The sequence below is a fragment of the Streptomyces sp. NPDC101151 genome (assembly GCF_044768335.1).
Taxonomy (GTDB): domain Bacteria; phylum Actinomycetota; class Actinomycetes; order Streptomycetales; family Streptomycetaceae; genus Streptomyces.
Window position 1 is genome coordinate 1 of record NZ_JBIWPP010000048.1, and the last position, 23,523, is coordinate 23,523.

The 23,523-nt window shown below is 71.9% G+C and carries 13 protein-coding genes; 6 read left to right on the forward strand and 7 right to left on the reverse strand.

Going from position 1 to position 23,523, the window contains the following annotated elements:
* The 3 genes from ACIRU3_RS42250 to ACIRU3_RS42260 form a co-directional block, all read left to right on the forward strand.
* The coding region (locus ACIRU3_RS42250; protein WP_404068837.1) for a zinc ribbon domain-containing protein at positions 1-149 on the forward strand (149 nt) is incomplete at its 5' end.
* A gap of 349 nt (positions 150-498) precedes the next feature.
* Positions 499-1,548, forward strand: coding sequence for an NADP-dependent oxidoreductase (locus ACIRU3_RS42255; protein ID WP_404068747.1), 1,050 nt, complete (start codon positions 499-501; stop codon positions 1,546-1,548).
* A 47-nt stretch (positions 1,549-1,595) separates the two neighbouring features.
* Entirely contained in the window at positions 1,596-1,961 is a 366-nt protein-coding gene (locus tag ACIRU3_RS42260) for a MerR family transcriptional regulator (RefSeq protein ID WP_404068750.1), read from the forward strand.
* A 144-nt stretch (positions 1,962-2,105) separates the two neighbouring features.
* Here the strand turns inward: ACIRU3_RS42260 and ACIRU3_RS42265 are convergent, their stop codons facing one another.
* On the reverse strand, positions 2,106-3,026 hold the full coding sequence (locus ACIRU3_RS42265) for an MBL fold metallo-hydrolase (protein ID WP_404068753.1): 921 nt from the start codon (positions 3,024-3,026) through the stop codon (positions 2,106-2,108).
* A 340-nt stretch (positions 3,027-3,366) separates the two neighbouring features.
* Here ACIRU3_RS42265 and ACIRU3_RS42270 point away from each other — a divergent pair, with 340 nt between their 5' ends.
* From ACIRU3_RS42270 to ACIRU3_RS42280, 3 genes are read left to right on the forward strand one after another with little or no spacing between them, the layout of a single operon-like run.
* Positions 3,367-3,558, forward strand: coding sequence for a hypothetical protein (locus ACIRU3_RS42270; protein ID WP_404068755.1), 192 nt, complete (start codon positions 3,367-3,369; stop codon positions 3,556-3,558).
* 5 nt (positions 3,559-3,563) lie between these two features.
* Positions 3,564-5,030 carry an amidase gene (locus tag ACIRU3_RS42275; RefSeq protein ID WP_404068758.1) on the forward strand — a complete coding sequence of 489 codons (1,467 nt, stop codon included), beginning with the start codon at positions 3,564-3,566 and terminating at the stop codon, positions 5,028-5,030.
* 28 nt (positions 5,031-5,058) lie between these two features.
* Positions 5,059-5,616, forward strand: a complete 558-nt coding sequence (locus tag ACIRU3_RS42280) for a TetR/AcrR family transcriptional regulator (protein WP_404068761.1) — start codon at positions 5,059-5,061, stop codon at positions 5,614-5,616.
* A 128-nt stretch (positions 5,617-5,744) separates the two neighbouring features.
* Here the strand turns inward: ACIRU3_RS42280 and ACIRU3_RS42285 are convergent, their stop codons facing one another.
* The 6 genes from ACIRU3_RS42285 to ACIRU3_RS42310 all read right to left on the reverse strand — a co-directional run bounded on the left by ACIRU3_RS42285 (position 5,745) and on the right by ACIRU3_RS42310 (position 22,851).
* Complete coding sequence (locus ACIRU3_RS42285) at positions 5,745-6,296, reverse strand: GrpB family protein (RefSeq protein WP_404068763.1); 552 nt, start codon at positions 6,294-6,296, stop codon at positions 5,745-5,747.
* 221 nt (positions 6,297-6,517) lie between these two features.
* Positions 6,518-7,285 carry a thioesterase II family protein gene (locus ACIRU3_RS42290; protein ID WP_404068766.1) on the reverse strand — a complete coding sequence of 256 codons (768 nt, stop codon included), beginning with the start codon at positions 7,283-7,285 and terminating at the stop codon, positions 6,518-6,520.
* Complete coding sequence (locus tag ACIRU3_RS42295; RefSeq protein ID WP_404068768.1) at positions 7,282-10,275, reverse strand: type I polyketide synthase; 2,994 nt, start codon at positions 10,273-10,275, stop codon at positions 7,282-7,284. The genes ACIRU3_RS42290 and ACIRU3_RS42295 overlap by 4 nt, the downstream gene beginning before the upstream one ends.
* The gene (locus ACIRU3_RS42300) at positions 10,272-11,621 is read right to left on the reverse strand and encodes an MFS transporter (RefSeq protein WP_404068771.1); all 1,350 of its coding nucleotides are present in this window, start codon (positions 11,619-11,621) and stop codon (positions 10,272-10,274) included. Before ACIRU3_RS42300 ends, ACIRU3_RS42295 begins: the two co-directional genes overlap by 4 nt.
* A gap of 2 nt (positions 11,622-11,623) precedes the next feature.
* Positions 11,624-21,061 carry an amino acid adenylation domain-containing protein gene (locus ACIRU3_RS42305; protein ID WP_404068773.1) on the reverse strand — a complete coding sequence of 3,146 codons (9,438 nt, stop codon included), beginning with the start codon at positions 21,059-21,061 and terminating at the stop codon, positions 11,624-11,626.
* Positions 21,058-22,851 (reverse strand): acyl-CoA dehydrogenase family protein, encoded by a 1,794-nt coding sequence (locus ACIRU3_RS42310; protein WP_404068776.1) that lies wholly within the window; start codon positions 22,849-22,851, stop codon positions 21,058-21,060. Before ACIRU3_RS42310 ends, ACIRU3_RS42305 begins: the two co-directional genes overlap by 4 nt.
* Positions 22,852-23,523 lie beyond the last annotated feature (672 nt).

Consider the following 23,523-nt stretch of genomic DNA (forward strand, 5'->3'; position numbering starts at 1 on the left):
GCCCCGCCTGCGGGCACGTGTCCGGCGAGAACCGCGTCACACAAGAGAAGTTCGAGTGCACGAGTTGCGGACACACCGCCAACGCCGATCAAGTCCGCGCACTCAACGTCGCCATCAGGGCCGGGCTGGTCCTTCCCGACGTGGCCTAGCCACCGACAGGAGAAGCCCCCCGGATTCATCCGGGGGAGGAGTCACAGGGCTCTGGTGCTCAATGGCCCCTGACGTAACTCGGGGTGCGCGGTCGCTCCTCCTGCGGTCCCGTGCCTCGCCCCACCGACCGACCGTCGTCGGCGCCGGCGGGCCGCGGGTGACGGTGGCTGATGCCGATCTGCGAAATCGGCCGGCCCTGCTCTCGGCCCGAGGTAGTCGATGGTTGAAGATGTGGCCGGAGTTGCGTCACCCTGCGAGGTATTTCCGGCGATCGCGGGTCGGCGCCGAGCCCTCAAGCGGGGCGATGGCTTGACCTTCACGCATGGGTCAATGTCTAGCGTCGGCGGTATGAAGTCCAATGCGAAGAGCGCAACGCTGCCTGCCTTTTCCAGTCTGCCCGGCACGGGTCTGGAGGTTCGACTCGCCGCACGGCCCGTTGGGCTCCCGGCCCTCGACCACTTCGAGATCGTCGAGGTCGGCGTCCCAGCACCTGCACCGGGCCAGGCGCTGGTTCGTAACCTGTTCATGTCGCTCGATCCCGGCATGCTCCTGTTGATCGCGGGCGGGTCGTCACTGCCCATGCCCCGCTACGAGGTGGGCGAGGTGATGTACGGGGACGCGCTCGGCGAGGTGCTTGCCTCGGCAGACCCATCGCTGAGCGAGGGAGAGCTGGTGCTCCATCGGTACGGCTGGCGGGAGTACGCCGTGGCCGAGGCCAGTGCGTTCCGCAGCGTGGACAAGGCGGCTTACCCAAGCCCGTCCATGCACCTGGGTTTCGGTCTGGTCGCCTACACAGGGCTCATGGACGCAGCAAGGCTGCGACCCGGCGACACCGTTTTCGTGTCCAGCGCGGCCGGGGCGACCGGGAGCATGGCGGGCCAGATCGCCCGGCTCAAGGGAGCCCGCCGGGTGATCGGCAGCGCCGGCTCGGCTGACAAGGTTGCCCACCTGACCGGGAAGCTCGGGTTCGACGCGGCCTTCGACTACCACGACGGCCCGGTACTCGACCGGCTGCGCGAAGCGGCCCCGGACGGCATCGACGTCTACTTCGACAACGTGGGAGGCGAGCAGCTGCGCGCCGCCATCGAGGTCATGAAAGTGCACGGCCGTATCGCGGTCTGCGGAGCCCTCAACCGGCAGAGCACCGCCCGCCCCGACGAGGGCCCCGGTGACCTGCTCAGCGTTCTGGGCAAGCGTCTGACCATCCGCGGCTTCACCCTGTGGGACCACCTGGACCGGTCCACGGAGTTCGGCGAACAGTTCCGCGACTGGCTGCGCGAGGGATCTATCGTCTACGACGAGACAGTGATCAACAGGCTGGAGAGCGCACCCGAGGCTCTCCTCGATCTCGTTCGCGGCCGGCACACCGGGAAGACCGTGGTCCGCCTCAGGAGTTGACCACAAGATATACATCACGCCTGACAATTCCGACCGAAGGTGGCCGCGTGTTGATCGGTGAACTGGCCGCACAGACAGGGACCACGACCCGTGCCCTGCGCTACTACGAGGAGCAGGGCCTGCTGGAGTCCGACCGGACACCGTCGGGCTACCGCGTCTACAGCCCGCACGCGGTGACCCGGGTCCGAAACGTCCGCGACCTGCTCGCCTCCGGGTTCAGCGTCGAGAACGTCAAGTCGTTCGTGCGCTACCTCGACACCGATCTCCCCGAGGTCTTCGAGTACTCGCCGGTGTGCGCCGACGGCTACGCCATCGGCGCACACCGGGTGGCCGAACTGGAAGAGAAGATCGCAGCCCTCACGCGGCTGCGCGACAGCCTCGTTCAGCGGATGCCCTGGTTGGCGACGCAGTGAAATGCCGCAGAAGGGAGCCGCCTGAACCGACATCCTCGCTGCTGCTGACCTGACTGTGGAGCGGCCTCCCCCACAGGTGGGGAGCCAAGGTGAGCATGTCTGTCCATCGGATGAGCGTGGGAAATTCAACGAGCGCCAACATGGCTAGGCGAGCCGGGCGGGGACGGGGTGGAGGCGGTAGTTGGTGCCGTGGGTGCGCACGAGTCCCGCGGTGGGCGGCGGAAAGTGGCTGCCGAGAAGCAGGGTGCCGGTGTCGGCGAGGGCGGCGAGCAGTTCGCGGCGGGTCGCCTCTGCCTGGGCGGGGTCGATGTCGACGTGGCTGTGGATGTCGGGCTCGGCGAGCTGGACGGGGTGGTGGATGCAGTCGGCGGTGATCAGGGCCGTGCTGTCCCGGCTGCTCAGCCGGACGGCGACCTGTCCGGGGGTGTGTCCGGGGGTGGGCACGAGGGTGATGCCGGAGGCGATCTCCAGGCCGTCGGCGCCGACGTCGACGAGATCGAGCAGGCCGTGCTCGTCGATGGGGTGGACGGAGTCGCGGAACATCTGTGTGCGGGCTTCGTCCATGTCCGCCGCCGCCCAGTAGTCCCACTCCGTGCGGGTCGCGAGGTAGCGGGCGTTGGGGAAGGTGGGAACCCAGGCGCCTTCGTGGGAGCGGGTGTTCCACCCGACGTGGTCCGTGTGCAGGTGGGTGAGGACGACGATGTCGATCGTCTCGGGGGAGAAGCCGGCCTGTTCCAGACGCGCGAGATAGTCGGTGCGGAGCTGGTTCCAGGCGGGGTTGGCGCGGTTCTTGCCGTTGCCGATGCCCGTGTCGACGAGGATCCGCAGTCCGTCGGCCTCCAGCGCGAACGTGTGGCTGGCCAGGCGCAGGATCCGATCGGCGCCGGCGAAGTCGGGCTGCAGCCAGGGAGAGCCGGCAACGACGTCGGGTGTCGCGCCGGGCAGGAGCCAGGGTCCGGTCTGCGGGGGCAGTTCCACCTCCTCGATGCGGCGGACGACGATGTCTCCCACGTCCCAGGTGGGGGTCTGGCGGTGCGGTGCGGGGACTGTGTTCTGCGAGGTCATGGGCTCTCTTCCAGGGATCAGGCCGGGCTGCCGTGGGGGAGCGGAGGGGCGAGGAGCCGCTCATACGTCGCAGACGGAGCCGTCGCCTTTAACGCTCAGATGTTGCGTTAATGATATCCCTCTCGTAGCTGCTAAGGCAAAGGATGTGCGTTAGTGCTGGTCAAGGCGATCCTTACGGCACCTTAAAGCGCAATGTTTGCGTTAGATCTCCCAGGGGGTCTACTGTGTCACTAACGCGAATATTTAGCTCTTGGGCTGTGTCCCTGCTCTGCGGGCGCCGGTACGGCGCTGAGGCGCCGGTACGGCGCTGAGGCGCCGCAGCCCGGAAAGGACGCCGATCGTGTCTGTCCCCCCGTTGTCGCCCGAAGGGGCCGCGGATTCGGCGCTGCGCGCCGGGCTGCCGCTGGCCGGCGACCGGCACGCGGTGGTGGCCGGGACGGCCCACCACATCCTCACTGTCATCAGCCGCTTGCGCGAGCTCGACCTCGCGGAGATCCCGCCGGCCACCGCCTACCGCGTCAAGGACCGGTGAGTGTCATGAATCCCTACGAACTGTCCCTGACCCAGGCCTCCTCCGCCATCGCCGACAAGAGCCTGTCACCGGTGGAACTGACCGATTCGGTCCTGGCCCGCATCGACGCCGTGGATCCGCACGTCAACGCCTATGTCACCGTGACCGCCGAGGCGGCGCGCGCCCAGGCCGCCGAAGCCGAGCGGGAGATCGCCGCCGGCCGCCGCCGCGGCCCCCTGCACGGCATCCCCATGGCGCTGAAGGACCTCATCGACACCGCGGGAGTGGCGACCACGTCCAGTTCCGCCGTCCGCGCCGGTCGCGTGCCCGCCACGGACAGCGTGGTGGCCGCGCGGCTGAGGAAAGCCGGCGCCGTGCTGGTGGGCAAGGCTCACACCCATGAGTTCGCCTACGGCCTGACCACACCCCAGACCCGCAACCCCTGGCACCTGGAGCACGTGCCCGGCGGCTCCAGCGGCGGCTCTGCCGCCGCAGTGGCGGCAGGTGCGGCGACGTTCTCCCTGGGAACCGACACCGGCGGCTCCATCCGCGTCCCCTCGGCGCTGACCGGCGTGGTCGGACTCAAGCCCACCTACGGCCTGGTTCCCCGGCACGGGATCGCTTCGCTGTCCTGGTCCCTGGATCATGTCGGGCCCGTCACCCGGACCGTCCAGGACGCCCGACTCGTCCTCGACGCGCTCGTCGGCCACCACCCCGGCGGCCCCGCAAGCCTCGACCATCCCTACGAGGCGCACGTCGCCCGCCCGGGAGCGGGCCTGGCAGGCGTACGCGTCGGCGTCCCTGTGAACTACTTCTTCGACCGTGTGGACCCGCAGGTGGAAGCCGCGGTCCGCGATGCACTGGCACGTTTCGCGGACCTCGGTGCACGCCTCGTGGGCGTCGAAATACCGATGAGCGAGTACGTCCAGGCCACCCAGTGGGGGCTGATGGTCCCGGAGGCGACCGCCTACCACGAACAGCATCTGCAGACCACGCCCGAGCTGTACGGCCCGGACGTGCGGGTCCTGCTCGAAGCCGGCGCCCTGGTCCCCGCCATCGACTACCTGCGCGCCCAGCGCACCCGCACCCTCATGCGTGAGGAGTGGAACCGTCTCCTGGACGAGGTCGACGTCATCGCCGCCCCCACCGTGCCGGCCACCGCGGCCAGGGCCGACCAGGAGGCCTTCCAGTGGGCGGACGGAACCGTCGAAACCGTCTCCGACGCCTATGTACGTCTCGCGGCCCCCGCCAATATCACCGGACTGCCCGCCCTGTCCCTGCCCGCCGGTTTCGACGCCGAGGGTTTGCCCATCGGCCCGCAGTTGATCGGTCGCCCGCTGGGCGAGGGCACCGTCCTGCACGTCGCCGATGCCTACGAGCAGGTCCGCGGCCCTGCACCGCTCGCGGGCCGGCTGCCGGTCCGACACCGGAGCGCAGTGGGCGGACCCACGCGCGGCCAAGCCCGTCCCATAGAGAGCAGCTTCATTTCTTGAAGCGAATGCTTAGCGTTAAGGTGTCGATATGAGGTCACAGGCCAGACCCCGTCCAGGAGGGCGAAGCGCCCGCGTTCAGCAGTCGGTCCACCAAGCCGTCCGCGACCTGGAGGCGGAAGTCGGGCGCACGGCACTGACGGTCCCGCTCGTCGCCAAGCGGGCCGGTGTCACCCCCTCGACGATCTACCGCCGGTGGGGCGACATGCAGGAACTCCTCTCCGACGTGGCCGTGGAGCGGCTCCGCCCGGAAACCACCCCGGCCGACCTGGGAAGCCTGCGCGCCGATCTGGAAGCCTGGGCCGTGCAGTTCCTGGAGGAGATGTCCTCGCCGGCCGGCCGCGCCTACATTCGCGACGCGCTCGCCGGCGATCCGGACGGAGCCAACGCGGGCCGGTGCTCCGCCTACGCCGTCGACCAGATCGAGGTCATGCTGACTCGCGCAGGCGAACGCGACGAGCCGGTGCCTGCCGTGGATGTGGTCGTCGACCACGTGGTGGCGCCGATGATGTACCGCATCCTGTTCCGTCCCGGTCTGCTCGACGCCGACTATGCCCGCGCACTGGTGGACGTGGTGCTGACACAGTGATGACCTGCGTCACCGTGCCGTGTGAGAAGAGGTGTGTGGGCGTGTGCGGTGCCCAGGGCTCGGCGCAGTAGTCACTGGGTGTGTCTCGATGCTGCCCGTCGAAGGCGGGAGAGCGCAGTCGTCTCGAATCACGCCCCTTCCGCACTGGCGAGGATCTTCCTCACCACATCGGACTTCGCGTCGGCGTAGTCCTGGACGTGCTTCCAGTTCTTCGCTGCGAGCGTGCGCTTCGTCCGTGCGTACAGGTCACGGTCGGATTCGTTCCCGCGCAGCCGGTCGCGGAACAGGAGCATTCGGTCGGCCTCGGCACACCCCGACCGGAAGACATGCAGGTTGACGGGTGGGTCGACGCCGCGCAGCATCCGGTGCTCGTACCATTCCGGCTCACGGATCCGCAGGGCGTAGCCGGCGGCTTCCAGCTGTGGAACATACGCTGCCTCCTCCGCCGCGTCGGCAACGAGAAGGTTGATGTCGATGAGTGGCTTCGCCGGCAGTCCCGGGACCGAGGTCGAACCGACGTGGTCGATCTGAAGTGCAGTACCGCCAAGCGCACCACGGATCCGCTCCGCGGCTCGCTCGAACCACGCAGGCCAAGCGGGGTCGTACTCGGTGAGCGTGATCCGCTGGTGCGTCGGTGGCATGTCACCGACCGTGATGGCCCGCAGTTGCTCATCGTCCATGCGCGCAATGTACTCGGGCCCTGGTCGCCGGCAGGGCTGGGCTCCCGACGGCCCCTGGGGCGATGTGCCCCTACCAGGCCAGGCAATGCCGGACCTGGTAGGGGTCGAAGCAGCCGCACTCACCCGTCGAGACCTGCAACGACGCCTCGATCGCCCACCCAGGCGCCGCCACTCTCCGGTGGGGGCGGTCATGAGGGGAGCCGAAGGCGGCGAAGCCGTGGTCAGGTCCGGCGGGCCAGCACGGACAGTAGGGGTGCCGGGTCGTCACGGAAGTAGAAATGACCGCCGGGGAACCGGCCGACCCGCACGGACTTGGTGCTGAGCTGCCTCCACTGCTCGAGATCCTCGGCGGTGACGGCATCGGCGTCCCCGCCGAGAACCTCCAGGGCCACCGGTAGCGGCTCGCCCGTCTGGTGGCGGTAGTTGTCCAGCAGGGTGAGATCCGCACGGAACACCGGGAGCAGCAGGGCCATCAGCTCGGCGTCCGCGGCGATCTGCGGTGGGATGCCGCCGTAGCGTTCGTCGAGGGCCGCGACCAGCTCGTCGTCCGGTTTGTCCGACAGCCTTGTCGCGTGGCGCGCTTGGTTCGGCGCCGGAAACGCCGACACGATGAGCCGCTCGGGCAGCGGGCGGCCCCGGGCGACCAGCTCGCGGGTCACTTCGTAGGCGACGAGCGCGCCGAGACTGTGTCCGAAGAGGTCGTAGGGCGGTACGAACTCCGTGTCGTCGAGCAGCTCTCGCACCACCGCGTCCAGGTCGGTCAACGGCGGCTCGGCGGCACGGCCGCCGCGCCCCGGCGGGCAGATGCCGTACACCTGGGTGCCCGGCAGCTGCTGTCCCCAGCGGACGTACTCGCCGGGAAGCCCGCCCGAGTGCGGGAAGCAGTACAGATGGCGCTCGGGGGGCTGGGCCAGGGGGCGGCCGGTCAGCCAGGGGTTGCGGCGGGCGGTCGTGCCGGGCGGCGGAGTGGAGGGCAGGGGGGCGGTCATGAAGCGGCAGTCTCCTTGGCGGAAGCGGATGTTGCCCCACGTTCTTCGAGCAGTGCGGCGAGCGCCGACGGGGTCTGGGAGCGGAGGATGTCCGCGGTGTTGACGGTGATGTGGAACGAGGCAGCGGCCCAGGCGGCGAGCTTCGTCGCGGTCAGTGAGTCCCCTCCGAGGTCGAAGAGACCGTCGTGCGGGTCGATGTCGGGGTAGCCGAGTGCCTGTGTGAACGCGCTGAGCACGGCATCCAGCACGGGCGGGTGCTCCGACGCGGGGCGTACCGGTGCGGCGGCCTCCGTGTCCGTCTGTGGTGTCGCCGTGACGGGCACCGAGGGCGCGGCGGCCGCTGCGGTGACGGCGGGTGCGGGCTCGGGCGGGGGCGGCACCAGGTGGACCTGGCGGTCGAACGGGTAGGTCGGCACTGCCACCCGCCGTCGTGGCTGGTGGTTGTGCAGTGCGGCGAAGTCCGGTCGCGCGCCGCGCACCCACAGCTCGCCCACGCCGGCCAGCAGCGTCGCCGTCTCCGATGTCTCCTCCGCCGGGTGCGGGGCGAGGTGGACGACGGCCTGCTTGCTGTCGTAGTGCTGATGCTGCCGGGCCAGCGTGGCCAGGGTGCGGCCCGGGCCGACATCGACGATGACACGGTCCGGAGCGCCGAAGAGGGTCTCCAACGCCTCGCCGAACCGGACCGGTTGGCGGAGGTGACGCACCCAGTGGTCCGCGGTGCGGATCTCCTCGGGGTCCGCCCATGAGCCGGTGGTGTCCGAGAGCACCGGCAGAGTAGGCCGCTCCCGCGGCAACGCGTCGACGGCCTCGGCGAAACGACGGGCGATCGGCTCCACGAGTGGAGAGTGACCCGCCGTGGCGATCCGCAGGACCCGCGCCTCGATCCCACGGCCCGCCAGTTCCTCCGCGAAGCGGGCGACGGACGCGGCCGGGCCGGTGACGGTGCACTGGCCGGGGCCGTTCACCGCGCCGATCGTGATGTCGGCAGGGAGCATCGGCAGGACCTCTTCCTCCGGCAGGCGCACGGCCGCCATCGCGCCGGCGGGCACGGTGCCGAGGAGCCGGCCGCGTTCGGCCACCAGCCGTGCCGCGTCCGCCGGCGAGAACACCCCGGCCACGCAGGCCGCGGCGTACGCGCCGAGACTGTGCCCGGTGACGGCGCTCGGCCGCAGACCCCACGATGCCAGCAGCCGGGCGGTGGCGTACTGCACCGCGAACACCGCCGGCTGCCCGACGGCGATGGTGGCCAGCCGCTCGGCCGCGAGCGGCCGCTCCGCCGCCGTACCTGGATACAGCACTTCCCGCAGGTCCAGTCCGAGGGGACCCGCCACCGCCTCGGCCACCTCGTCGAGGTGCCGTCGGAATGCGGGTTCGCCGTCGTACAACTCGGCGGTCATGCCCACATGTTGGCCGCCCTGACCGGGGAACAGGAAGACCTGCTCGGCGTCGGACAGCGCGCCTGCGCCCGGGACCGGCGGCCGGCGGCGGAGCGCGGACACCGCCTCCCGCGCGGCGTCGGCGACCACGAACCTGCGGTGGGCGTGATGGGCCCGGCCGGACTGCAAGGTCCACGCCGCGTCGGCCAGATGCGTCTTCGGATGCGCGTCCAGATGCTCGGCCAGACGGCTCGCCGCGGCGTCGGCAGCCTCCGGTGTCCGGCCCGAGACCACCAGCAGCTGCCGGCGGTCGGCCGGGGCCGAGGCCACGGGCGGCGGCGCCTGTTCCAGCACCACGTGGGCGTTGGTCCCGCCGACGCCGAGCGCGTTGACGCCGGCGATCCGCGGACCGTTCGCCGGCCAAGCGCGCGTGGTGCCGCTCACCTCGAACCCGGACGAGGAGAAGTCGACGGCCGGGTTCGGCCGCCGGTAGTGCAGTGTGGCCGGCACGATGCCGTGCTCCACGCTGAGCACCGCCTTGATGAAACCAGTGACGCCTGCCGCCGCGTCGGCATGCCCGATGTTCGTCTTCACCGAGCCGAGCAGACAGGGGTCGCGCCGATCGGAGCCGGACCCGAAGGCCCGGCTGAGCGCGGCCACTTCGATGGGGTCGCCGAGCGCGGTGCCCGTGCCGTGCGCCTCCACATAGCCCACCTGGTCCGGGTCGACACCGGCGACCTCGTGCGCGAGGCGGATCACCTCGGCCTGGCCCACCACGCTGGGCGCGGTGAAGCCCGCCTTGTGCCGGCCGTCGTTGTTCACCGCGGAGCCCCGGATCACCGCGTGCACATGGTCGCCGTCCGCCAGCGCGTCCGCCAGCGGCCGCAGTACGACCATGCCCGCGGCGCTGGCTCCGACCGTACCGTCGCTGTCGGCGTCGAACGCGCGGCAGTGGCCGTCGGCCGAGACGATGCCGCCCGGGGTGTAGCGCATCCGGGGCAGGTGCGGGACCACGGTCGCACCGCCGGCGAGCGCCAGGTCGCACTCGCCGTTCAGCAGTGCCTGCACCGCCAGGTGCACCGCCACCAGGGAGGTCGAGCACGCCGTCTGCACGGTCAGCGCCGGCCCGGTCAGATCCAGGTGATAGGCGATGCGGGTGCTGACGAAGTCGGGCGCGGTGGCCTGCCGCAGCCGCCATTCGTCGAGGAACGGCAGCTCGTCGATGCGGGCGCGCACCGCCTCGGCGTACCCGTTGTTCCCGGCACCCACGAAGACACCGGTCACCGGGCGGTCCTCACCGCCGTGCCCGGCACGTTCGAGGGCCTCGTGGGCGCACTCCAACAGCAGTCGCTGCTGCGGGTCGGTGATGAGCGCGTCATGGGCCGACAGCCCGAAGTAGGCCGCGTCGAACTCACCGGCCCCCTCCAGAACTCCGTAGGCCGGCACATAGTCGGGGTGAGCCGGGTCGGCGCGGTCGGGCAGCACGGAGATCGTCTCCCGGGCCGCGCACAGGTTCTCCCAGAAGCGCTCCACGTCCGGAGCACCGGGGAACCGGCCTGCCATGCCCACCACCGCGACGAGGTGTTCCTGCTCTTCCTGCTGGTCGTACGTCATCGAGAGTCCTTGGCGGGGTGGGTGCGAGTGTCCTCGGCGGGGTCGGCGGGGTCGGCGGGGTCGGCGGGGTCGGCGGGGTCGGCGGGGTCGGCGGGCGAGGGAGCGGCGGGCGCCGGGGACGCGGTGCCCACGGCGCCGAAGACGAACAGGGCGGCGGCCGTGAGCTGCAGGGCGGCCAGCGCCGAGAAGGCGGGGGTCAGCCCCGCCTTCTGGGCCAGCGTGCCGGAGAGCACCCAGCCCGCCGTGCCGCCGGTCAGCGTCAGCGCCATGGCCACCGTGAGCGCCTCGGGCCGCTGCGCTTCGGGAATCCGCAGCACCCGGACGGTGGCGACCGGCGCCGAGGACACGCCGTTGAGGAAGCCGACGGCCACCAGCAGGCAGAACAGGCCCGGCAGGCCGAGCGGCAGCGGGAGCGCGAGGAACCCCACGCCCAACGCCACCCGGCCGGTGAGGGCGAGGGTCCGGGCGGGCAGCCGGCGCAGCAGCCGTCCGGCCAGCAGGGTGCCCGTCAGCGCACCGCCGCCGAAGGCGGTCAGCAGAGCACCCGCCACGACGGAGGAGCCGTCCTCCCGCGACACGGCGATCACCGGCAGCAGCGCGAACAGCGCCTGCCAGGCCATCTCCCCGAGCGCCAGAGCCACCGACCAGCTGCCCAGCAACCGCTCCCGCATCAGCAGCCGGAGCCCGGCCGCCGGGGAACGACGCCCCGCGGCGGCCGCGGTGCGGGGAGTGTGCGGCAGGTACAGGCGGAGCAGGACGGCCGAGCCTGCGAAGGAGACCGCGTCCACGATCAGCACGGTCGGAGCGCCGAACAGTGAGATGAGGACACCGCCGAGCACCGGGCCGAGCAGCACGCTGAGCCGGGTCGCGCTCTGCAGCGCGGCGTTCGCCCGGCCGAGCAGTTGCTCGTCCTCTCCGACGACGCTCGGCAGGATGGCCTGCTGACTCGCGGTGTACGGGGCGTAGAACGCGCCGATCGCGAACATCACCACCACGAACGTGGCCGTGTTGAGGCAATCGAGGACGTACAGCACGGGCAGCAGTGCCACCAGCGGGCCGCGGACAGCGTCCCCGATGAGCATGACGTTGCGTGGGCCGAGGCGTCCGGTCCAGGAGGCGCCGAAGAAGCCGAACACCGCGATGGCGGCCAGCAGGGACGCCATGACCAGCCCCATGTCAGCGGCGGAGCCCGTCAGTTGCAGCACGAGCCAGGGCATGGCGATCGCGCTGAGCTGGGTGCCGAGCATGGAGATGGTCTCGGCCACGAGGAGCACCCGCAGCGTCCGGTGGTGCCGGATGCCGGGTGCGGGCGTGACAGGGGCGGCCGGAGTGGTTCCGTTCGTCATGATCACACACCATCCGCCGTGCCGGGACGGCGCCGGCCGCGCCGGAGATGCCGGCCGGACCGCTGGGGCCGCCTGGGGCCGGCGGTGTCGTCGGCGGCGTCGCCGGCCCCTCGGGCGGAGTCGAGCGCCCGCGCCAGGGCGGCGACGGTCGGGTGTTCGAACAGGGCCGTGATGGGCAGCTCCCGGCCGAAGGCCGCGACGATCCTGCTGTGCAGTTTGGCCAGCGTCAGGGAGTTGCCGCCGAGGTCGAAGAAGTTGTCGTGGACCGAGACCGCGGGCAGACCCAGGACCTCCGACCAGAGAGCGGCCACCCGCCGTTCGGTGTCGTTGCCCGGTGCGACGTGACCGGCCGAGCCGACGAGGTCGGTGCGCTCGGGCCGGGGCAGCGCGGCGTGGTCGACCTTGCCGCTGGTGGTCAGCGGCAGGGCGGGCAGGACGACGACGGCCTCCGGCACCATGAAGGCGGGCAGCTCGGCCCGTGCACGGCGCAGCAGTTCGGCGCTGTCGGGGCTGTGCGCGCCCTGCGGGGTCACATAGGCGACGAGAGCCGGGGTGCGCTGCGGGTCACCTGTCACGGCGGCCTGGGCAACCTCGGGCTGACGCAACAGGAAGTGCTCGATCTCGCCCGGCTCGATGCGGTAGCCGCGGAGCTTGAGCTGCCGGTCTGCTCGGCCCAGGTACTCCACGGCGCCGTCGCTGAGTCGGCGGCCGAGGTCTCCGGTGCGGTAGACCCGCAGCGGCCGGCCGTCCAGTTCGATCGTGCGGAACCGGTCCGCCGTCAGTTCCGGACGCCGCAGGTACCCGGCGGCGAGGCTGTGACCGGCCAGGTGGATCTCACCGGTGGTGCCGAGCGGGCAGCGCCGCCCGGCCGGGTCCAGGACGAGCATCCGCACACCCGCGATGGGCCGGCCGATGCAGTTCAGTGGCGCGGTACCGGAGCCGTCGACGATGTGCTCCGACGCGGCGACGGTGTTCTCGGTGGGGCCGTAGGAGTTGAGCAGCCGGTAGGGCAGCCCGGCCGGCGGACGCTGGGAGAGCGCCGCACCGCCAATGCCCAGCCAGCGCAGCCCGCGCGGGAACGTGGTGCCGCTGGTCCACATGGCCTCGGCGAGCGCGGTGGCGCAGAACGCCACGGTGGCGCCCTTGCTGTCCAGCCACTCACCGAGCGTGGAGGCGACCACCGGCTTCTCGTGCGGGACCAGGCAGGCACCGTGGGCCAGGGCCTGCCACACCTCCATCTGCGAGGAGTCGAAGCTGACGCTCAGCAGATGCGTGCAGCGGTCCTCGGGGCCGATGCCCTGGGTGTTGCCCACCGAGCGCACCAGATTGGCCAGACCCCGGTGCCGGACCACGACACCCTTGGGGGTTCCCGTGGTGCCGGAGGTGTAGATGACGTAGGCGGTGGCGTCGGGAGACCAGTCGGGCAGGCCCTCGACGCTGTCGCTTCCCTCGGCCGTCGGCACCTCCGTGACGTCGAGGACCGTGGCCCGGCCGGTCGACGGCAGCGTGACTCCGGCGCGGGTCAGCAGCACGTCGGCCTGTACGTCGCCGAGGACGAACTCCTGCCGGGCGGCCGGCCACGACGGGTCGAGCGGGCAGAACGCGGCCCCGGCGAACCAGGCGGCCAGCATGCCGACGACGAAGTCCTCGCCGCGCTCGAGGAGCAACGCGACCGTGGGTTGGTCGGCCGCAAGATGCGGGCGGACCGTCTCGGCCAGAGCCCGGGCGCGGGCGACCAGCCCGTGGTAGCCGATCGCACCCCGGCTGCTCTCGATCGCCGTGGCGTCGGGGCGGGTACGCGCCTGCTCCAGCACCAGCTCAGGCACGGTTGTCACGGGACCCGGCTCCGGGCCCTGCTCCCACTCCCGCATCCGCTCCAGCTGCCCGCGCGGGATCAGCTCCAGCCCGGTGACAGGGGCGTGCAGGTCCCCGGGCAGTTGTGCCAGGAGCGTGGCCAGCGTGCCGGCCATCTGCTCCACGTCCTCCTGCCGGACCAGGCCGCCGTTGTAGGACATATGGCCGCGCAGTTCGTCGCCGTCGAGGACGAGCGCGACCGTCAGCCCCAGCTTTCCGGTGTATGCCGCGTCGCCGCCGTCGAGTTCGACCGCGCGCAGGGCGCCCCCGCCCAGCGTCGGCGGACGCACCGCGGCAGTGCTGAACGCCAGCGAGACGTCGCCGTACGGGGTACGGCCAGGCTTGCGCGGCGGATTGATCCGGTCGACGACGTCCTCGAACGGCACCTCACAGTGCGCGAAGGCGTCCAGCGCCGTGTCCCGCATCGCCTCCAGTGCCTCGCCCACGGTCGCGTCCGGCCGCAGCCGGGAACGCAACGCCACGGTGTTCAGGCACGGCCCGAACACGTCCGTGAGACCGCCCGGGCCGCGGTTGGTCATCGGGCTGCTGATCACCACGTCGTCGTGACGGGTGCGGTGGTGCAGCAGGAGGGCCAGCGCCGTGGCCGCCGTCATGAACGGGGAGACGCCGTGCCGCTCGTGCAGCGTCCGCAGCCGCCCGCCCACACCCGCGGGCATCGGTATCTGCACCACTCCGTGCGGTGCCGGCTCCGCCGGCGCGGGAAGGTCCACGTACGCGGGCGCCCCGCTCAGCCGTTCCCGCCAGTGCGCGAGATCCGACGCGTGACGACCGCCGGCGCGAGCCGCCTCCTGGGCGCGGACGAAGTCCCGGTACTGGGCCGGCCGTCCACCGTCGGCGAGTTCCACGAGGAACGTGGCGACGGCGTCCGCCAGGCGGGCGGCTTCCGCGCCGGACACGCGCTCGCCCCGATGGGAGAGCACGGCTGTCAGTTCGCCGTCCTGCTCGGTCACGGTCAGGGTGATGCCGAACTTGGCCTCCCGGGACCACAGCGCCTCGGCGAACACCGGGCGCAGTTCGGCCCCGCCGAGCACGGCGCGCCGGTCGCCCCGCAGGTTCATGTTGAGCACGACGTCGCCGTACGGCGGGCGGCCCGAGGCCTGTTCGGGACGCAGCCGGGCCAGCACCTCGTCGAAGGGCGTCCGGGCGTGCTCGAAGGCGTCCAGCACCTCCGCGCGCATCGCGCGCAGCACCTCCGGCGCGGGAGCGTCGCCGGCCGTCGAGGAGCGCAGGACCACGAGATTGAGGCAGGGACCGAGCAGGTCGGCGGCGTCGCGGTCACGGATGCTCACAGGAACGCCGAAGGTCACCCGCGGCAGGCCGCTCCACCGGTGCAGACCCGTGGCCAGCGCCGCCGCCATAAGCATGAACCAACTCGCGCCGTGCTCGTTCATGACCGGTCGCAGCCGGCCGAGCAGCCCCTTGGGCAGCGCCAGGCGCACCGCCCCGTTGGCCTCCGCTCGGGCCGGTGCCGGCAGGTCGAGCCGGGCCGGCCAGTCGGCCAGCCGCTCTCCCCAGAAGTCCAGGTCGGTGCCGCGACGGAGATCAGCGGAGCGCTCAGCGGCGGCGGCGTGCTCCCGGTACTGCAGCGCGGGCGGCTCGGACGGCACGCCCGCGAGACTGTCGCGGTAGCAGCGCTCCAGCTCGCGCAGCAGGACGAGCACGGACTCGCCGTCCACGACGAGGTGGTGCAGGCTGAGCATCAAGGCCCGGCCACGCGACCCGCAGTCGGCGACGGCCGCGCGCAGCAGCTGTCCCGAGGCCAGGTCGAAGGGGCGCCCGGCTGATGCGTCGAGCCACCGCGCGGCCGCTTCCTCGGGCCCCTCGGCGTCGGTGGGGACACACGCCTCGACGCGAGGCCGCCAGGGAGCCTGGACGATCTGCCGCACGGTGCCGCCCTGCGCGCGGAACGAGGTACGCAGGATCTCGTGACCGGCGACGAGGCGGGCCAGGGCGTCCTCAAGGACGGCTGTGTCCAGCCGGCCGTCGACGGACCAGCCGAGGGAGACGTTGGCGGGTGAGCCCTGACCGGTCTGTTCCGCCAGCCACATGCGCCGCTGGAAGGCGCTCGCGGGGGCCGCGGGCTGTGCGGCGGGTGCCGCAGGCACGTCGTCGGAGTCGGCTGTCGTAGCAGCCTTTGAGGCCTGTGCCGCGGATGTGGCGGCCGGTGCTGCGGATGTTGAGGCAGGTGCCGCGGAGGTGGCGTCCGGGGACGGCGGATTCACGGCGGGCGAAGTCCGGCCCGTGGCCCCGTCGACCACATCGGCCAGGTCGCCAAGACGCGGCGTCTCGAACAGCGTCTTGATCGGCAGGTCCACACCGAACCGCTCGGCGATCTCACCGATGAGACGTACAGCGAGCATGGAGTGCCCGCCCAGTGCGAAGAACGAGTCGTCCTCGCTCACCGTGGGCACGTCGAGCAGATCGCGCCACACGGCCGCCAGTACGGCGGCGGTACCCGCGCGGGGCGCACGCCGTGCAGGAACGGCGAGCGCGGCGGTCTGCGCCCGCAGCGACGCCAGGTCGACCTTGCCGTTGACGGTCAGCGGGATGTCCGCCACCACGTGGAACAGCGAGGGCAGCATGTACGAGGGCAGCCGGCGCGCCAGATGACCGCGCAACTCACCCGCACTCAGGGCCTGTTCGCTCTGCGCCACGGCGACCAGCCGGTCGTCGTCCGCGAACACGACGGCGTCGGAGACGGCCGGGTGCTCGCACAGGCACGTCTGCACCTCGCCCGGCTCGATGCGGTAGCCCCGCAGCTGCACCTGGGAGTCGGCGCGGCCGATGAACCGCAGACTGCCGTCGGGCAGATGGGCGGCCAGGTCGCCGCTGCGGAACAGCGTGCCGTCACCGAACGGCGAGGGCACGAAACGCTGGGCGGTCAGTTCGGGCCGGCCCAGATAGCCGCCCGCCACACCGTCGCCGCCGACGTAGATCTCACCGACGGCGCCGACGGGCAGCAGCCGGCGGCCGGTGTGCCGGTCCAGGAGATACAGCCGTGTCGTCGGGATGGGTGTGCCCACGATGCTCGCGTCCGTCTCCATGTCGCCACGGGAGACGGTACGGACGCTCGCGTGCACGGTGGTCTCCGTGATGCCGTACATGTTGACCAGCCGCACCTGCGGGAACCGCTCGGACCACTCGGTCAGCATCGCCGGCCGCAGCGCCTCACCGCCGAAGACCACACAGCGCAGCCCGGCGAGCCCGTCGGGTGCCGAGGGCCGCAGGCCGAGCAGCCTGCGGAACGCGCTCGGCGTCTGGTTCAGCACGGTGACGCGCTCGCGCTGGAGCAGGTCGAAGAAGAGCGCGGGGTCCCGAGTCTCGTCCTCGGAGACGAGGACGACCCGGCCGCCGTGTACCAGGCCGCCGAACAGCTCCCACACGGAGAAGTCGAAGGCGTACGAGTGGAACATCGTCCACACGTCCTGCGGTCCGAACGCGAAGGGAAGGCGGTCGTTGACGACCAGCCGCACCAGATTGCGGTGGGTGAGGACGACGCCCTTGGGCCGGCCGGTGGTGCCCGAGGTGTAGATGCAGTAGGCGGGCGAGTCCAGGGGTACCGACGGCAGCGGTGTCTCCTCGCCCCGGTTCACCGGGTCGAGCAGCTCGTCCAGGGCCAGTACCCGGCCGTCGAAGCCGTGACCCTCCGCGCCGAGCGACGGAGCGAGCGCGAGCCGCACCCCCGAGTCCGCGAGGATGAACTCCCTGCGCTCGTCCGGGATGGCGGGGTCGATGGGCAGGTAGGCCGCGCCGGCCAGCAGGGTTCCCAGGATCGCGCGCACCTGGTCGGCGCCCCTCGGGAACAGCAGGGCGACCAGCTCTCCCTGCCGTACGCCCGCGGCGAGCAGGCCGCGTGCGATCACCTCCGCGTCGGCCAGCAGGTCGCCGTAGCCGACCGAGGCCGCACCGTCGGTGAGGGCCACGTCCGCGGGCCGGGCCTGTGCCCGGCGCCGGATCAGCTCGTGGGCGGGCGTCTCCTCGTAGGCGGCCTCGGTGGCGTTCCACACCTGTACCTGGGTGTGGCGCTCCCGCTCCGACAGGAGGTCGATCTCGGCCACCCCGCACTCGGGCCGCTCCGCCAGCAGGCGCAGCGCCGTCACGAAGTGGGCCGCCATCGCGGTGATCTGGTCGTGGTCGAAGTACCGGCCGTTGTAGACGAGATGGGCGCGGTGGCCGTCGTCGTACGGCTGCAGGCTCAGATGCAGGTCGTACTTGCCGCGCCCGGCGGCGGAATCCACCGGACGCACCGCGGTGCCGTCCGGGCCGGGCAGCGGTGCCGCGGCGGGAAGGTAGCTGTACAGCACGTCGAACAGCGCTGTTCGGCTCATGTCCTTGGACGGGTCCACCATCCGGACCAGCTCGTCGAACGGAGCCTGGTCGTGGGCGCGGGCGTGGGCCGTCTCGGCCGCGGTGCGCTCGACGAGTTCGGTGAACGTCAGGTCCGTACCCGGCCGCAGGCGCACCGGCAGGAGATTGCTCAGCGGACCGACGACGTGCCGGTCCTGTTCCCGCCGGCCGGGGTGGGACAGGCCGAGCACCATGTCCTCCTGGCCTGAATACCACTGGAGCAGGGCCGCGAAGGCGGCGAGGGCGACGTCAGGCACGTCCGCGCCGAGCCGGCCGGCGACCCGGCCCAGCTCGACGTCGGCGGGGACGGCGAACGCCACCGACCGCTCCTCGTAGACGTGCACGGCATCGCGGGTACGGCGCTCCGGCAGCCGCAGCGGGTCGGCGTACGGCTGCAGTACGGCGGCCCGGGCGGCGAGGTGAGCCCGGCGGGTGTCCTCGTTCTCGGCGTCGCGCCACGCCTGGTAGCCGGTCGGCCGGAGCGCCTCCGCGTCCGGCCCGGCCAGGATCTGCGCGGCGACCGTGTTCAGCGACACCTGGTCGACCGCGGCCTGGTGCCCGCACAGGGCGATCCAGCCGCCGCGGGAGTCCGCCGCGGGCAGCACGGCGATTCGCCACAGCGGACCCGCGGACAGGTCGAACGGCGTACGCGCCCAGTCCGTCAGGACGTCCGGGGCCTGCGTACCGCCTCCGTCGCCCGGCATGGCGGGCAGCCACTCGGGCACGACGGACGCGTCGGGCCGTACCCGCTGGGCGACTCGGCCGTCCAGCTCGACGAGTTCTGTACGCAGCGCCTCATGCGCCCGTACGACGGCGGCGACGCGCTCCGCCAGAGCAGCCCGGTCCGGCAGCGCCTCCAGCCGCAGGAAGAGCGGGAGATTGTGATAGGTGGGCGCACCCGGATAGAGGTGGCCGTTCTCGAACCGGTCGACGAACCACATGCGCTCCTGGTGCGCGGACGCCGGATGCACGTCACCGGCTGCGTCGGCCGGGGCAGCCCGGTCGGTGCGCGGGGCCTCGCGGTCGCTCGCCTCGGTGTAGTGGGCGTCCAGCTCCTTGAGCAGGATGCCCTCACACTCGCCGTCCCACAGCAGGTGGTGCAGGCACAGGAACAGCACCTGGCCCGCCGGCCCGAGTTCGATCAGCGCGGCGGTCAGCAGCCGTCCCGAGGACAGGTCGAACGGCTCGTGTGCCGCGGTGCGGATCCAGTCCTGCAGCGCGGCCCGGGGATCCGGCCGGTCGTCGAGGTCGACCCGCTCGACGCTTGGGACCCACGGAGCGCCCACGGTCTGCAGGAGTTCGCCGTCGACCTCGTGGAACGCGGTGCGCAGGATCTCGTGCCGTGCGATCGTCGCGGTCAGAGCCCGGCCGATGCCGTCCGCGTCCAGCGGATGCTCGACCTGCCAGGCGAGCGGCACGTTGTAGGCGGCCGGGTCACCGCCCACCCGTTGGGCGAGCCAGATACGGCGCTGGAAGCTGGAGGCCGGGAAGGTGTCCCCGGCGCCGAAGACAGCGTCCTGGGCGGCGGGGGAGGCGTCCTCGGTGGCCGGCGCGGACGTGACGGCCGGGTCGGGCAGCGTGGAGGGAGTCCCAGGCGAGCGATCGCCGCCGGCGGGATCCGTCGGCGGCAGCGCGTGGGCCGTGAAGTCCGCCAGCCGGGGGTGGTCGAAGAGCAGGCGGATGGTCGCGGCGGAGGCGGGGAACCGGTCGCGCACCGCGCCGACGAGCATCTCGGCGAGCAGGGAGTGCCCGCCCAGTTCGAAGAACGAGTCCCCGGGGGCGACGGGACCGGCGCCGAGCACGGACTGCCAGACCTCTGCCATCTCCGCCAGCCGGACGTCGTCCTCGACGCCCGGCGTCGCTGCCGGGGCGTCGCCGTCGGCGGGCCGTACGGTGCCGCTTTCGTCGGCCGGCACAGTGGCCACCACATCGCCGATACCCGCGCGCGGGTCGTCCGCGATCGCGCGCAGCGCCGCCAGATAGTCGTCGGCCATGGCACGGACCACGGTGGCCCCCAGTGAGCCCGCCGGGTCCTTCCACAGCAGATGCGTGCCGCAGCTGTCCTCCCGGACCATGAGCGCGAGGCGGAAGCCGGCGGTGCTCTCCATGTCCAGCAGGCTCAGCCGCGCCTCGGCGCCGTCGTGGCGCAGCCGCACGTCGTGGACGTCGACTCCGTCGCGCAGGCCGGCGTGCCAGTACTGGAACACCGTCTGGTGGGTCCGGCGCTGGGCTTCGGGGCCGGTGAGCCCCGCGGACCGCATGATGGCGGGCAGCGGCAGGTCGCCGTGCGCGAGCGTCTCCCTGACCCGTGCGCGGACGCGGCCGAGCAGGTCGGCGTAGGAGTCGTCGTCGCGCACCGGGACCCGTACGGGCAGGGCATTGACGAAGTAGCCCACCCGCCCGGCAAGTTCGGGCAGGCAGCGGCCGTGGTACGGCAGGAACGACAGGACGTCCGACGCGCCGCTGTGGCGCCTCAGCAGCGCGAAGTAGGCGCCCAGGAGCACGGTGGCGAACGACATGCCGGCCTCGGCGGCACGTGCGCGCAGGGCGGCGGCCAGGTCCGCCGGCACCTTCTCGCTGACGACGGTGTACCGCGGCTCCTCCGAGCCCATCGGCAGTGCGAAGTCGCCGCCGCCGTCGCCGAGGGCCGTCTTCCAGTGGAGGCGGTGGTCCTCTCCGGACGGCCCGTCGGCCAGTTCGCGCGAGTGCGCGGCGAACGCGGCGAGCGCCGGGGCGTGGTCCTTACGGGCCGGCTCGCCGCCCTGGTACGCGGTGCGCAGGGCGTCCAGGAGCAGCAGGACGGAGGCGCCGTCGTACACCAGGTGGTGCACGGCGATCAGAAGGACCGTGTACTCCGGGCCGTCGATGACGTCGACGCGCGCGAGCGGGCCGGTGCGCAGGTCGAACGGGGTCTGCCAGGTCTCCCGGATCGCGGTGTCCTGGTCCAGTGCCGTACGGAAGCGCCGGACGGGGATCCCGGGCGCGTCGGACCAGTCGAGGACGGGCCCCTCCTGTCCGGTGCGCACCCGCGCGCGCAGGTGCGGGAAGGCCTCGCCGATCTCGGCGACCGCATGGCGAAGGCGTTCGAGGTCAAGGGTGCCGTGCATCTGGAAGGGGGTGGGGATGATGTGGCTCCACTGCCCTGGATCCAGTTTCCAGGCGACCCACATCGCCTCCTGGCCGACGGACAGCGGGACGCACTGCGTGGGGGTGTTCATGTGGTGCTCTCTTCGGGGCGGTCAGCATGCGACGGGCGGGGTGTGTCGTCGGGGGTGAGGAAGCCGAACCCGGCTCCGGACATCCAGGCGGTGGTGACCGCTGTGACGTCCGGTGCGGGCGGGGACTGGAGCCGGCTGCGCAGATCGTCGATGCGCAACCGGGCGGCGGTGCAGAAGATGTCGGCCAGCGGCTGCGCGCTGTCGTCGCCGGACGCCGACAGGGCCGAGGCACGGGCCAGGGTGAGCGACATGCCGAGCAGTTCCCTGGCGATGCCGGCGAGGAGGATCAACGTCCGCTCCTGACCGGCGAGTTCCTCCCGGTCGGGGTGGCGCCGGGCCAGTTCGAGACAGGTCCGCCCGAAGTCACGGGTCTGTGCGGCCGCCGAGCGCAGGTGTTCCAGATTGCGGGGGGTGAGGGCGGTGTCCGTGGTGTCGAGGGCGCCTTCGTCGTCCCGCAGGAGTTCCTCGGCGTGTTCCGGTTCCGGGTAGTAGTACGACAGGATCGCGAGCCGTCCGATCCAGTTGTCGATCTGGAAGTCGACGCCGCCCGAGATCCGCAGGTTGCGCAGGTCGCGCAGATACCGTTCCACGGGGACGGGCGGTGCGCCGCGCAGCCGCTTGCTCGCCGCAGTCTCGTAACCCTCCGCGGCCAGCAGGGACATGGCGCGCTCGGCGATGTCCCAGGCGAGCAGCGAAGCCGCGTTCTTGACGGCGTTCTGCTCGAACCGCAGGTTGAGGTTCCTGCCCTGGTCCTCCGGCAGCAGGCACCACTGGGCCATGGTCTCGATCGCGAACGTCTCCGCCAGGCTGTCGGCCAGCCGGTGCTGCACCTCGGCGTACTCCGACAGCGGCCGTCCGTCGATGACACGGCGGGCCGCGAAGTCCCGCATCCACCCGACGGACAGCCGGGCGACGGCCAGGGCGGGCGCCGCGATCAGGTGCATCCGGCCCCGGCCGACCAGGCGCGCCGTCGCGGGCGTCGTCCGGACGACGTGCTCGGCGTCGCGCTCGACCAGCATGTGGCCGCCGGCGACCCGCACGTTCCGGAACCCCAGCCAGCCGTTGGGAAATCCCTTGATGCCCATGTACGTGTGCCAGTCTCCGCTGGTCACTCCAGGGCTGTCGGTGCGGACGAAGAACATCCGCACCCGGTCGGCCCCGTCCTCGTGGACGGTGGCCGAGACACTCACCACCTCGGCGACGGGTGCGTGTCCGACGAAGACCTTGTGCCCGTTGAGCAAGTAGTCGTCGGTGCCCTCGATACGCGTTGCGGTGGTGAAGCGGCGCTGGTTCGCCGCTCCCTGAGGTTCGCTGTCCGCGCTGGCGGACCGGGCGCCACGGCGCACCACGTCGCCGAGCAGCTCGCGCAGCGGCCCGTCCGGAGCGACGGACAGAAACGCTCCCGCACCGAGCGCGTTCTCGATGGCCAGGGACAGCGCCACCGGTGTGCAGTGCGCCGCGGCCGCCGACACCATGCGGAAGGTGTTGTAGTGCGACAGCGCGTGGCCGCCCAGGGCGGTGTCCGCCTGGAGGGCGAAGTAGCCGCGACCGCCCAACTCGTCCAGCAGGCCTTCGGGAAGAGCGGCGCGCGCGTCGACGTCGTCCGGGTCGACGCGGTCGCGCAGAAGAGCGGTCAGTTCCTCGGTCATCCGGTCGCCCGTCAGGGCGTCGGACGGGTCCTGCACCGGGAAGTCGCGGATGAGGTCCCAGCGGAAACGTCCCTGGTACAGCTCTTCGAGGAAGCTGACGCGGTCCGGGTCGCTGGTCGCGTTGCGTGTTGTCCTTGCCAAAGGAGGTCCTCACATCGAGGTCGGTGCCCCTGGCCGGGGCATGCCAAGTCGCCCCGGCTGCGAGCGGGGAGGGGCGAGCGCGGCGGTGTGGGGGAGTGGAGTGATTCGGACTGGGGAGGAGGGCGGGGCTGGTGGGCGCAGGCGCCCACCTGGTCACCGCAACGGCCGGGTACGGCCGTGTCCGTACGTTCAGACGCCGTATCCGGTCGTGGTGTTGGAGCATGATCTCGGCATCGGCTTCGGCTTCGGTATCGGCGCAGCCGAGCGGGCCGCCGCGGTCGAGCAGTGCCGGGTCCTCGGTAATGGGACGGATCGCCGACAGGCCGACGAGCGCGCCTGCCGACTCTGTGCTGCCGCCGTAGGAGTTCGCGCACCCTGCCGGCCAGCGGTCGCCAGGTGGGGGACCTCGTCAAGCGCTTCGCGGAGCATACGGTCGGTATGGCTGTTTGTGTCGAGTTCGTGGCTGCGGACCCCTGGGGGCCAGCGGGGCTCCTCGATACGACCGTCAGGCGTGATGCACAGGGTGCGGCCGGACCGCACCTCGCGCACGCCATGCAGCCCACCCTGCCCGGGCCTGCGTAACTGCGTGAGTGCGACGCCCAGTCCGGCCCCGTCGAGCTCGGCCGGCACCATCGGACGACGCACGATGGTGGCCACGTGGGAGGTGAACGC

Coding starts and splice junctions, on each gene's coding strand:
- ACIRU3_RS42255 (WP_404068747.1), top strand. CDS start 499: ATGAAGTCCAATGCGAAGAGCGCAACGCTGCCTGCCTTTTCCAGTCTG.
- ACIRU3_RS42265 (WP_404068753.1), bottom strand. CDS start 3,026: ATGACCTCGCAGAACACAGTCCCCGCACCGCACCGCCAGACCCCCACC.
- ACIRU3_RS42275 (WP_404068758.1), top strand. CDS start 3,564: ATGAATCCCTACGAACTGTCCCTGACCCAGGCCTCCTCCGCCATCGCC.
- ACIRU3_RS42280 (WP_404068761.1), top strand. CDS start 5,059: ATGAGGTCACAGGCCAGACCCCGTCCAGGAGGGCGAAGCGCCCGCGTT.
- ACIRU3_RS42285 (WP_404068763.1), bottom strand. CDS start 6,296: ATGGACGATGAGCAACTGCGGGCCATCACGGTCGGTGACATGCCACCG.
- ACIRU3_RS42290 (WP_404068766.1), bottom strand. CDS start 7,285: ATGACCGCCCCCCTGCCCTCCACTCCGCCGCCCGGCACGACCGCCCGC.
- ACIRU3_RS42295 (WP_404068768.1), bottom strand. CDS start 10,275: ATGACGTACGACCAGCAGGAAGAGCAGGAACACCTCGTCGCGGTGGTG.
- ACIRU3_RS42300 (WP_404068771.1), bottom strand. CDS start 11,621: ATGACGAACGGAACCACTCCGGCCGCCCCTGTCACGCCCGCACCCGGC.
- ACIRU3_RS42305 (WP_404068773.1), bottom strand. CDS start 21,061: ATGAACACCCCCACGCAGTGCGTCCCGCTGTCCGTCGGCCAGGAGGCG.